Origin of the sequence: Pigmentibacter sp. JX0631 (assembly GCF_029873255.1) — a bacterium.
Lineage (GTDB): Bacteria > Bdellovibrionota_B > Oligoflexia > Silvanigrellales > Silvanigrellaceae > Silvanigrella.
In genome coordinates this window covers 311466-323684 of record NZ_CP123622.1, presented here as the reverse complement: position 1 = coordinate 323684, position 12219 = coordinate 311466, and the positions used below count along the sequence as shown (strand labels likewise).

General features: G+C 28.5%; 11 protein-coding genes. 6 read left to right on the top strand and 5 right to left on the bottom strand.

What is annotated here, in order from left to right:
• Positions 1-143 precede the first annotated feature (143 nt).
• A complete protein-coding gene (locus QEJ31_RS01370) occupies positions 144-551 on the top strand; it encodes a hypothetical protein (protein ID WP_280591996.1) in 408 nt (135 codons plus the stop codon).
• Positions 552-685: 134 nt separating this feature from the next.
• Here QEJ31_RS01370 and hemE read toward each other — a convergent pair whose 3' ends face one another.
• Both hemE and QEJ31_RS01360 read right to left on the bottom strand, forming a co-directional pair.
• Positions 686-1732 (bottom strand): uroporphyrinogen decarboxylase, encoded by a 1047-nt coding sequence (hemE, locus tag QEJ31_RS01365; protein ID WP_280591995.1) that lies wholly within the window; start codon positions 1730-1732, stop codon positions 686-688.
• A 32-nt stretch (positions 1733-1764) separates the two neighbouring features.
• Positions 1765-2877 (bottom strand): sugar phosphate nucleotidyltransferase, encoded by a 1113-nt coding sequence (locus QEJ31_RS01360; RefSeq protein WP_280591994.1) that lies wholly within the window; start codon positions 2875-2877, stop codon positions 1765-1767.
• Between the two features lie 156 nt (positions 2878-3033).
• On the opposite strand from QEJ31_RS01360, the gene QEJ31_RS01355 reads away from it, so the two are divergent.
• A complete protein-coding gene (locus QEJ31_RS01355; protein ID WP_280591993.1) occupies positions 3034-4242 on the top strand; it encodes a phosphoglycerate kinase in 1209 nt (402 codons plus the stop codon).
• Positions 4243-4259: 17 nt separating this feature from the next.
• A complete protein-coding gene (gene tpiA, locus QEJ31_RS01350; protein ID WP_280591992.1) occupies positions 4260-5057 on the top strand; it encodes a triose-phosphate isomerase in 798 nt (265 codons plus the stop codon).
• A gap of 3 nt (positions 5058-5060) precedes the next feature.
• Here tpiA and QEJ31_RS01345 read toward each other — a convergent pair whose 3' ends face one another.
• The gene (locus QEJ31_RS01345; protein ID WP_280591991.1) at positions 5061-5615 is read right to left on the bottom strand and encodes a hypothetical protein; all 555 of its coding nucleotides are present in this window, start codon (positions 5613-5615) and stop codon (positions 5061-5063) included.
• 165 nt (positions 5616-5780) lie between these two features.
• Here QEJ31_RS01345 and QEJ31_RS01340 point away from each other — a divergent pair, with 165 nt between their 5' ends.
• Positions 5781-6365: a PAS domain-containing protein gene (locus QEJ31_RS01340; protein ID WP_280591990.1), complete on the top strand. Its 585-nt coding sequence runs from the start codon at positions 5781-5783 to the stop codon at positions 6363-6365.
• A gap of 2 nt (positions 6366-6367) precedes the next feature.
• On the opposite strand, the gene QEJ31_RS01335 is transcribed toward QEJ31_RS01340, so the two are convergent.
• Complete coding sequence (locus tag QEJ31_RS01335) at positions 6368-7177, bottom strand: transporter substrate-binding domain-containing protein (RefSeq protein WP_280591989.1); 810 nt, start codon at positions 7175-7177, stop codon at positions 6368-6370.
• A 344-nt stretch (positions 7178-7521) separates the two neighbouring features.
• Here QEJ31_RS01335 and QEJ31_RS01330 point away from each other — a divergent pair, with 344 nt between their 5' ends.
• The gene (locus QEJ31_RS01330; RefSeq protein WP_280591988.1) at positions 7522-9729 is read left to right on the top strand and encodes a hypothetical protein; all 2208 of its coding nucleotides are present in this window, start codon (positions 7522-7524) and stop codon (positions 9727-9729) included.
• A 500-nt stretch (positions 9730-10229) separates the two neighbouring features.
• On the top strand, positions 10230-11081 hold the full coding sequence (locus QEJ31_RS01325; protein WP_280591987.1) for an ABC transporter substrate-binding protein: 852 nt from the start codon (positions 10230-10232) through the stop codon (positions 11079-11081).
• Between the two features lie 222 nt (positions 11082-11303).
• Here the strand turns inward: QEJ31_RS01325 and QEJ31_RS01320 are convergent, their stop codons facing one another.
• Complete coding sequence (locus QEJ31_RS01320) at positions 11304-12083, bottom strand: FKBP-type peptidyl-prolyl cis-trans isomerase (RefSeq protein WP_280591986.1); 780 nt, start codon at positions 12081-12083, stop codon at positions 11304-11306.
• Between the last annotated feature and the right edge of the window lie 136 nt (positions 12084-12219).

Here is a 12219-nt window from a genome sequence, read left to right as displayed (position 1 = left end):
AAATTTAATTTCAAAGTAACAGTCAAAAAATAACTCTATTATCATAACCAAAATAAATTATTACAAAAGTTGCTAAAAGTTATTTCAGAATATAGAATGCCTACCAAAATAAAAATATTTTTATAAACAAAAGGAGAATTCTTGTGAAAACAGTTTTAAAGTTTCTTGCCGTAACTGTAACTTTAGCTTTAAGCCAACCAATTTTGGCAAATACTAATAGCAGTGCTCATGTTGGTAAGCATTTCTTTGGTATTAGTCATTTTCATACCAGTAGCAATTATTATTATGGAGGCGGTGTTTACTTTGGTGGTACTTACTATGATGCAGTAGGTGGGTATTACTCGAATGGCATATATTATGATGTTTATGGTGGATATTATCTAAATGGTGGATATTATACTGCATCAGGATTTTTCTTTGGTGGTATTGGTGGTTATTATAGCGGAGGACTTTATTTCGATGTTTATGGTGGATATTATAGTGTAAACGGCTACTACTATCTCCCCTATGGTGGTTATTATGATCAATACGGTGTTTATCACGCAAACTAGAATTTTGTATAAGTATATTTTTTAAATCAATTTTAAAATTCAAATATTTCTAAAACTATTTAAAATGTATTTAATTTTATTGAATCAGATAAAAAAAGCTTCTTAGTTCTATTGAACAAAATTAGAAAGTAGAACTAAGGTTTAAAATTATTTACAAACTTAACAAGTTCAGCGACTTTTTCAACTGGAGTATGTTGGGTACAACCATGCCCTAAATTAAAAATATATCCATAAGGATGCTTACTACCATCGATTAAGCAATTTTCTAATTGCTTTAAAAGTCGATCAGAAGGTGAATATAATAAAAGGGGATCTAAATTTCCTTGCACTGCAATACTTGTTCCTTTTAATTGTTCAGAAACTTTACCCAAATTTTGTCGCCAATCAACACCATAGACATTAGGGTTAATGTCTAATAGTTGTTTTGTAAGATGTGCTCCTTGTCCAAAAAAATGAATAATTGGAGCATGTGATTTAATTTCAGTAACAATTTTTTTGGTGTAAGGAAGACAAAATTCATTATATTGATCTGCAGAAAGAGCCCCAGACCAGCTTTCAAATAATTGCAATACTTCGGCGCCAGCTTTAATTTGCATTTTTAAATAAGCAATTGTTATTTTAGTCAGAATATTCATAAGACTATGGAATACTTCAGGTTGATTAAACATTAATTTTTTGCACTCAAAAAATTCTCCTTTCGCACTTCCTCCTTCAATCATATAGCTTGCAACAGTAAAAGGCGCTCCAGCAAAACCAAGTAAAGTAACATTGCTATCTAGACTTGATTTTACTTTATCAAGAGTTTCTCCAACATAACTTAATTTTTCAATAATTTTATCAATATTCTCGCTTAAATTTAATATACTATTTAAATCATTTTGTGAACGAATAGTTTTTTCAAATTTTGGCCCTTCTTTTTCGATAAAATTTAGACCAAGTTCTAAGGCATCAGGAATGAGTAAAATATCAGCGTAAAGAATAGCACCATCTAATTGAAATCTTTGCAAAGGCTGTAACGTTACTTCTGCTGCAATTTTAGGTGTTTTAAACATTGTGAGGGTTGAATGTTGTTTTCTTATTTCACGATATTCTGGTAAATAGCGACCAGCTTGGCGCATCAGCCACAATGGAATTTTATTTGTTTTTTTTCCAATAGCTGCGTCGTACAAGATTTTCGTCATAAGAAATCTCCAATTAATCAAATTAAATCAAATTACAAAAGTTTTGGATTTTTTGTCTCCAAATACTGAATTGTTTTTTTCACATCTTGACTGCGATTTAGAGGCATTACCAGTATTGCATCTTCACTAGCAACTACGGCAACATTTTCCATGCCTATTACTGAAACAAAAGGGCCTGTTGAGTGAACTACAGAGTTTTTTGTATCCAAAAGAAAAACTTCACCCGAAGTATTGTTCCCTTGGCTGTCTTGTTCAAAGCATTCTCTTACGGCAGACCATGATCCAACATCATTCCAGTCAAAGTTAGCTGGAACACACGCAACGTGACTTGTTTGTTCGATAAAAGCAATATCAATAGGAATATTTTCTAGTTTTTTATATACTTCAGAAATATTATATTTATTAATACTTTCTATCAGTTTGGCAGCTTCCGGTTGAATATGGGAATAAGCGTTCCAAAAAGTTTTTGTTTTCCAAACAAAAATTCCCGCATTCCATAAGTATTTTTGGGTTCTTATAAATTGTTCAGCGGCGGCTTGATTCGGTTTTTCTCTGAAACTACGCACGCTATAACCTGTAGGAGTTGTTTCGGAAAGACGTTGGGGTGAAAGTATATTTCCTTCATTATCAAGGGGTAAACCTTGTTCAATATAACCAAAACCCGTTGCAGGATGTGTTGGTTGAATTCCAACGGTAACAAATAAATTATTTTTTGCTAGTTTAATAGCATCTAGGATGGTCTGTTCAAATGATCTGACATTTTGGATGGAGTGATCCGAAGAGAGTATAACCATTATAGAGTCAGGGTTTTCTTGCATGAGTTCCCAAGCTGTAAGAGCAATCGCTGGGGCAGTATTTCTAGCTTCAGGTTCAATTATAATTTTAGCTATTTGTTGAGAAACTTGGTTAGCACAAAGATTTTCTTGGCATTGCGCTGTAACAAGCCATCTATTTTGCAAGGGAGATAAATTTTTTACTCTATCGATTGTTAATTGCAAAAGAGTTTTTTGTTTTTCACCTAGTGATAAGAACTGCTTTGGGAAGGATTTTCTAGAAAGAGGCCACAATCTTGTCCCTGATCCGCCACATAAAATGATTGAATAAATATCATTGTTATCAAAATTTTCTAAAAGATCTGATTTCAAAGTAGCTCCTTTCATGCAGAAAGTAGGATAAAGAATATCCTTTCAAATGTATCTGTATTTACACAATAAGCAAGAATTCTCAACTAATTGACAAACACCATTAAGCGTTCTTTACTTGCTTGGATAGTTTATTCAGCCTCTTTGAAAGGGTTACTTATGGCAAATAAAATTCAAACTTTAAATGATTTATCTTTTTTCCCAGAACAGCAACCAGTTGTTTTTTTAAGGTTAGATTTAAACGTGCCTATAAAAAAAGGTACTATTTCGGATGAAACTAGAATTGTTGCAGCTTTACCAACCATAAAATGGTTATTAGATAAAAAAGCAAAAATTATTGCTTGCTCACATTTAGGTAGACCCAAAGGTGTTGGTTATGAAGAAGAATTTTCTCTTGCACCCGTTGGTGTTCGTTTAGCAGAAATGCTTAATTTAGAAGTTGTTTTAGCGCAAGATTATATTGAAGACGGATTTGGAAAAATTGTATATGATTTAAAACCAAATCAAATTATACTGTTAGAAAATCTGCGCTTTCATAAAGAAGAGCAGGCTGGTAATACAGATTTTGCCCAAAAATTAGCAAAACATGCTGAATTTTATGTGAATGACGCATTTGGAACTTGCCATAGAGCTGATGCTTCTATGTTTGCAGTACCTGAATGTTTTCCTTTAGAGAAAAGAGCTGCAGGATTTTTAGTTGCAAAAGAAATGCAGTTTTTAGAAGAAGCTTTTAGAGCTCCAAAAGCTCCTGTTACTGCAATTTTTGGTGGATCAAAGGTATCAGATAAAATCGATATCCTTCGTAAATTTACAAATATTGCAAATAATATGATCATTGGTGGAGCAATGGCCTATACATTTTTAAAGTATTTAGGAAAAAATGTTGGGAAATCTAGGGTTGAAGAAGACAAATTAAATTTAGTAGAAGAAATTTTTAAAGCTGCAGAAAAAAGAAATGTTAAAATTTATTTACCTGAAGATCATATTTGTGGGGATGAATTTTCTGAAACCACGACTCCAGTTGTAGTTCAGACTGCGGATATACCTGAAGGTTATATGGGACTAGATATTGGAGAAAAATCCGCTGTTACTTTTAGTAAAATTATTGAAAGTAGTAACGTTGTAGTTTGGAATGGACCTATGGGAGTATTTGAGTTTGAATCTTTTGCTAAAGGAACAAAATCTGTTGCACAAGCATTAGCGCATTGTAACGGAACAACAATTGTTGGAGGTGGAGATTCAGCAGCAGCTATTGTGAAATTTAAATTACAAGATAAAGTGACTCATGTTTCTACAGGTGGTGGTGCAAGTATGGAGTTATTGGAAGGGAAAGAGCTTCCAGGAATTAAAGTACTTCGCAAAAAATAAAGGATTGGGTTTGAATTATGGAAATTAAAAGAAAAAAACTTGTTATTGGTAATTGGAAAATGTTTAAAGATGCTGTTCAAGCATCTGCGGATTTTGAAAATTTATCTGATAGTGTAACAGAAAAAAATTTATCCATTGAAGTTGGTATTGCTGCGCCAAGTATTTTTTTAGCTGATTTAGCTAGAAAAACTAGAAATACTGTTTCTTTATTTGCCCAAAATGCACATTGGGCTGAAGAAGGTGCTTTTACAGGTGAAGTTTCTCCTACAATGTTGAAAAGTATCCATGTTTTGGGAAGTTTAGTTGCGCATAGCGAGCGAAGACAAATGTTTGCTGAAACAAATCAAACTGCTGGCGGCAGAATAAGTGCATTGTTAAATTTAGGTATGCGAGCTATATATTGTGTTGGAGAAACACTTGTGGAACGCGAAAAAGGATTACTGAAAGAAATCCTTATATCTCAATTAGAACAAGCGTTTATTGCAACTAAAATAAGAAATTCACAATCATTCATCGGCTCAGATCCTAATAAACCTCTTTTATCTATCGCATATGAACCTGTGTGGGCCATTGGTACAGGAAAGGCCGCTTCTGCTGTTGAAGCACAAGAAGCGCACACTATTATTAGAAATTTTTTACAATCCTATTTTGGTGAAGAATTAGGAAATCGTTTCCAGATTTTGTATGGAGGAAGTGTAAAAGCTAGTAATGTTAATGAATATATTAATTGCCCAAATATCGATGGCGCACTAGTTGGTGGAGCAAGTTTAGTTCCAAAAGACTTTTTAGAATTGTGCATGAAATGCGCTAATTAAAGTTTATTCTCGCTTATAATCAAGTTTGTAAGGGGGCTCTTCTTTTTGATAATCAGAGTTGTTTTTTTGAGCTGTAGCTTTGTGATTATGTTCAGTAGGTTCTGACGCTGCAGTAGATTGATTATGATTATTTAAATTAGAGTCACTAACATGAGATGGAATTTCTTTTTCTTTTGTGTATAATGTAATATATACTTTTTTCCCATATTCACCACTCTTCCCAACTGAAATCAATTCTTTACTATCTAAATTCGGCAACTTTTGCGTTATAATTTCAATAGTATTTTCTAATCTTTCCTTTGAAAGTTTTTCATTGTAGTGTTTACTTCCCTTTAAATTTGCTGAGGCAAGTACTTTAATTGAGAAAACGTTTTCATTATTTTTAACATTTTCTAAGCAAGATGAAATAAAGTTTGAATCAACATTGCTTTTGTTCAGATCAAATTCAAATTGGCATTCATATTTGTTACTATAATTTTTTTCGGAAATGGCATATGAATTTGAAAAAAGTAAACAGGAGATAGGTATTAATAACTGAATAGACTTAAAAGAATACATATAATTTTCCTTTCTATCTTAATCAACAAGATTGAATTAATACATAAAAAAAAAAAATATGTCAAATCATTAAGATTACTGATTATTTTTGCTTGATGATAAAATTGCTAAGAAAATTGACATAAAACTTAGAAATAGAATACATATGTTTCGCAGGAGGTTGGTATGCTGGAAAATTACATTAATATTTCAAAATCTTTAGAAAAACTCTTCACTCCTTATCTGGAAATTGTAATTCATGATTTAAAATTAAAAAAAATTACTTATATTGCAAATAATATTTCTAATAGAAAAATTGGAGAAGATTCAAATTTAAGTGATATTAAATTTGATAATTCACAAAATATAATTGGCCCTTATGAGAAAATAAACTATGATGGAAAAGTTTTAAAATGCATAAGTATTGTTTTAAATGATGCAAATCAAAATTATTTAATGTGTATGAATTTTGATTGTTCTTTTTTAGTTAATGTAAGAAATTTTATAGATATTTTTTTTAATAAAGGCAGCTTTGATAAAAATGCAGCTGTACTTTTTAAAGATGATTGGCAAGAAAAAATTCATATATATTTGAATAATACCTTATTAAAAATGAAAAAAGATATAAAATCTTTGACTAAAGAAGAAAAAAAACAGATAATTATTGACTTAGAAAAAAATGGAGCATTTTTAGCAAAAAATTCAAAAGAATATATTGCTAAAATTTTAAATCTTTCAAGAGCTTCGGTTTATAATTATTTGCATGATTAATATTATTTAAATATCTTTAATTCTTCTTTTGTAAAATACTTTAGCATTAAATTTTCAGCTTCTTTTTCTTTTAAAAATTTTGTCAACGTCGAATTTATTGTTTTTGCTTCTTCTTCAGAAAAAGATTTTTTTGAATACATAAAATATGAGTAATCTTCTTTGTCAATAGGAATCATTAAAAGGTCATTTTTAAAATCTGAAGAATTTATTAATGTTTTAGCAATTGCTATATCACTCAGTAAAATAGCATCAACATCTTTATCAATTAATTTTTTAAAACTTATTGCATTTTTTGAAGTTAAGACTAAATGATTTACAAAAACCTGATTGCTCATAAGAGACTCGTATTCTTTATTATAAACAGCCCCAATCATTCCTGCTATTTTACTTTTATTTTTTTCCTGAGTAAGGTCTGTTAATTTAAATTTTTCAAAATTTTTGTAATCTTTTTTATGAATAACAATGACTGAAGGCGAATTAAGATATGGATCAAAATAGAAAGCAAATTCTTCTCTCTCTTTTCTTTTGCCGACTCCCATGACGATATCTAAATTTCCATGCTTCGCTTCATAGATAATCCGAGCAAAAGGAAGATCAAAATACTCTACCTTACAGTTTAGCTTTTCTGCTACTTTATTCAGAACATCAATATTTAGTCCTTTAGGTTTGCCCTCTAGGTAGACTTCAAACGGATAGCGATCAGAAACTGCTACTTTCCATGGTTTTTTGCATAGATCTACCGCAAATGTTCTGTAACTAGTTAGAATAATAAAAAATGTAACGATAAATTTTAAATTTAAAAAATTTACCATAGAATTCCTTCCAAATTAAAAGAATATGTATATAAATTTTAACTGATTACTTAAAAGATAAAAACATCAAATTACTGACATTTTTTTTCTTAGTAAGTTTGAATTTAAAAGGATTTTTATTTAATAATTTAAAAATACTGTAAAAATATCTATAAATTATTTGCACCTGTTTTTTAGAAAATAAAATCATGTAATTAGAGGAATATTAATAAGATAATAAATTATTGAAATTATGTGAAATTATTATTTTATCAAAATAAAGAAAAATATCTTTGACAAAATTCAAAAAAAATATAAAAAATAATGAAGAGGTGATTAAGTTTACAAGGAGTGAAAAATATTAAATGCCTGAATATAATTATATTAATGATTTATTAAGTAATGATCTTCCAAAAATGTTTCATCTTCTTTCTGATAAAGGAATTTTAATATCTGATACAAAAATGCATGATTTTTCTATAGAAACTTTTCAATTTCATGAGTATGATTTTGCTGACGAATGCAAACAGTATTTTAGATACTTAGTGAAAAATTCATTAGACTCAAAAAAATTACATAATAAATTAATTGATAATCAGGTTTTAGTTATTAATGAATTTTCCAGTTTATTGTACAGTAAATTTTACAAAATTCAGAAAGAAGAAGATTTTTACAATGATCTAAGCTCTTTATTTGAAACAGAAGAAGGTAAAAAAAGTTTTTTAAAAGAAATTGATCTTCAAAAAGAAGACTATAAAAAAATACATACAGGGTGTAATGCTTATATTGTAAAATACAATTCTGTTGAACTTTTATTTTATATCATACTTTTGCAATATATAATCAAAACTTATAATAGAGAGTCTATAAATTTTATAGACATAAACGGAAGAGTTGAAACAGAATTTGTTTCTGAGTTAATTATTAATTTTTATAATGAAAGTTTGCTTCTTTACCTTGAGGAAATAAATAGGATTGAAAGAATAAGTAAAATACTTGATATAGTTATGGAATCTTTTTTAGAATACAAAAAAGTATCAGGTGAAGACAGAGCATTAAAACTATTTGGAGATTTTATCGAAAAGGATAAAAAAAACCTTCAATATAAATTTAAAGAATATAGGGATAAAAAATATTTTTTAAATTTTCATGAAATTTACTTATATCTTTTAATTAATCGAGAATTACTTCAAACAATATATATTAATAGGGGGAGATTCACTGGTAACTTTAGAGTTTCACATGCTGAAGAAATATTGTTTAAAAATTTTTCTAAATCAAAATACAAAAAGATATTGGTGAAAATAAATTCATTAGGTGAAAAGAAAATTTTATATAATAATTTTGAAGAAAATTTTATATCCATAGAATACATAAGTGAAAACATAAATTATTGTCTTATAAATAAAAATAAGCTTTTTTTGTATCCTTCAGATATTTCTAAAAATGAATATTTTGATTTTAAAAAATCTATAACTAGTAATTCTGTTCTTGATTTTAAATTAAAGGAAGGAATACAGTATTTAATTACTATTAAATTTAACTTTAAAAATTATGAAAAATCATATCGAGATACCTTCATAGACTTAATTTTAAAATTTACGAAATGTATTACGAAACAAAAACCAGCTCCCATAATGAATTATGGAAAAAAAGAATCAAATGCTGTTGATTTAGGAAAGGATAGATTTTCACCAAATAATAAAAGTACCTTTTTTGATCGGAATATAAAAAAAGCATTTAAAAATGTACCTATTTTGTCAAAACTTACCAATGAGAAAGAATCTATTACGCTAGAAAGATCAATGTCGTCTGAGTCTAGTACATTAGACAGATCAACTTCTTCTGGAAGTATGAAAGGAAATGATGCTTTAAAAAAATCATATCAAAATAAATTTTATGAAAAAAGATTATTTCTTGTTGCTAAATCTGGAGGAATAAATTTGCAAACAGATCAAATAAGCATAGACTTGAAAAAAATAATTCAGTTTTCAGATCCCTATGTCTTAAATGAGCAAAATTTAAGTGTGTTGCAAGTTGCTAGTCAAAGTTTAAATCATGATTTTATTAAAAATTATTTAGAAATAATTCATGAGTTAAAAATAAATTATAATTCTAATTTTCTTAATCCTGAAGGACTGTCAGCTATTCAAATTCTTTTTATCTCAGTATTTAATGCAAGTAGTGTGAGTATTTTAAAGAAGGATAATTACTTATTAACAATAAAAAGATTAATGAAATATACCTTTCAAAGTAAATATATTCAAAATATAAAAATTGATATTCCTATTGATGAATATCTTAACACCCCTTTGCATAAAGCTGTTTTGTTAAATTCTGATGCAATGCTTGCATTATTTTTAGAATATGCAGATCAATCATCGGTAAAAACAGCTATTCAAATGAAAAATATGGAAGGTAAGACAGGAATTGAGTTATGTAGTAATAAAAAAAGTAAAATATATGAAATGCTTTCTACAAAATTAAATTCAAGCAATATTTTATATAAAGCTAAATATGAGCCGCAAAAAAAGCTTGTCGGCGCCGTAAACTATATAACGAAAAAAATATAAAATATAGCATTTAAATTAAAGAATATATAGAAAAATATTGAAAGAAATAAAGGAAAATAAAGATGTAATATAATAAATAAGAGTTTAGAAAAATATTGTTTGGTTCGAAGAAGAAGTTCTAATTTGCTTGTTAATTTTGAAAAAAAGTATCAAAGAAGTTGCTAATGGAATAGCGGAACAAACTCAATAAAATTTATCTCACTATCATAAAACTCAAAAGCATTTACACATGCAAGGTTTCCTATGATATCTAAGATATTGAATACTATGTTTCTAAAGAAACATAAGGCTATGGTATGAAACTTCATCTTATTGAGGTATTTAGAAATAAAGAACTCAAAAGTTAACTTTTGTCGGTAGCGAAATACATACTCCTATTAATTTATCAAAATTTAGAAATGAAATATCTCATGATTAAAAAATAATTGACACCTTGTTTTAAATTCTGTCTATTTCTATTAAATTCTATGTAGGACAAACCATAATTAAAAGGAAGTCAAGTGAAAAATATTTTATTAATAATATTTTATATTAGTTTAATTCTGTCTTACCAATTTAACACATATGCGAAAGAAAAAAAATTTCCTTGCTCAAAAACTTATAATATTGGATTATCTAAACATAGCATTGTATATGATCCTGAAACTAATACAGGATTGGATAAAGATTTAGTAGATGCCCTACAAAAGATAACTAAATGTAAATTTAATATTCTAACATTACCAAGAGAAAGAATATGGTACTATTTAAAAAAGGGTGAAGTAGATATTCTAACTTCTGTGATTTTATATCCGGATAAAAAAGAATTTGCATATTTTGCAACTTATTTTTTTTCAAAAAATTTAGTTATTGTTAGAAAAGATTCTCAAGTAAAAAATATGAACGATTTTATTATTAAAAAGAACTTAGTTTTTGGAGACCATTTGGGTCGAGTATATGGCAATGAACAGTTAGATAAATTTATTGCTGGCCTGAAAGATCAAAAAAGAATTGAAATATCTAAAAGTGATAGTTCTTTAGAAGAAAAATTACGACACAATAGAATTCAAGGCTATATCATTAATAATTTAATTGCTAAATATAACTTGAAATTATGGGATGAAAAATTTAAAAATGAGATTGAAATTCAGGATTGGACCCCAAAAGATAGAGGTTTTTTAGTTTCAATCGGCTTTTCAAAAGCAAATATTACTGCTAAAGAATTTAAATATTGGCAATTCGCTGTAAATAGAATACTAAAAGAGGGAATAGCTAAAAAAATTTATTTAAAATATTTTAAAACTATCAGTAAATTTGATGAAGAAACATTAGATAAAATACGAGCTGAAACAGAAAGCATCAATGATTTATAAGTTTTCATAACTTTAAAGAATAGGAATTTAACCTCTTTGTTGAAAAGAATTTGGATGTCCTTTGCATGTTACTAGATTCAATTTAGCAGTTGAAAAGGATTTCCATTGATAGCCTAAATTGAAAATGTCGCGCTAGTCATGAAAATTCGTAATTAAAAAAAGAATATAAAAAAAGGGCTTCAAGTTATTGAAGCCCTTTTGAAAAATAAACAATAAAGTTAATTATTTTTTCTCATTTTCAGCAGTTTTAGTTGCTGGTGCTGGTTTTGCTATAGACACTAAATTTACTTTGAAAACAAGAGTAGAATTTGGTCCAATAGATGGAGAAGGAGATTGTGTACCATATGCAAGACCTGCTGGGATGTAAAGCATCCAAGTTGATCCTTCTGGCATTAATTGCAACGCTTCAGTCCAACCCTTAATTACGCCATTTACTGGGAAAGAAACTGGTTGGCCACGTTGATAAGAACTATCAAATACTTTTCCATTAATTAAAGTACCTTCGTAATTCACTGTAACTGTATCAGTTGCTTTTGGTTTGGCACCTTTACCTTCGGTAATAATTTTATATTGTAGGCCGCTAGCTAAAGTAACAACACCTTTTTCAGATTTATTTTTGCTTAAATAAGTTTCGCCTTCTTTTAAGTTTTTATCGCTCCGAACTTTTTGTTGTTCAGTCATGTATTTTTGCATAAAAGCTTGGGAATCTTGAGGGCTTATTTCAGATTCTTTTCCATTCAATCCATCTTCAATTGCTTTTATTAAAATATTTTTATTAATTTTAATTTCTCCGCCTTTGATGCTGGAAGAAATTTCGTGTCCAATAATATAGCTTGCTTTTTCTTCGTCATTTTTGAAAGTCATAGTACCCTTCTTCGTTGCTGGAGTAGAAGGCGCTTCTTTTTTTGCAGGAGTTTCTGCTGCAAAGGATGAAAAAGAAAACATTGGAGAACTTGCAAGAGCAGCAAGTGTTGCCCATTTTTTTGTTGAAGCAAATTTCATAACTGAGTTCCTTCTTTTGGTTAAAGTATGGCATTCGTCAACAAAACGAATGGTCGCAACACTGTATTACTGTTATATATAAGTGTCAAGATAATTTCTTTTTTTAGCAGCGGAGAAATCATCTAATATTATGATA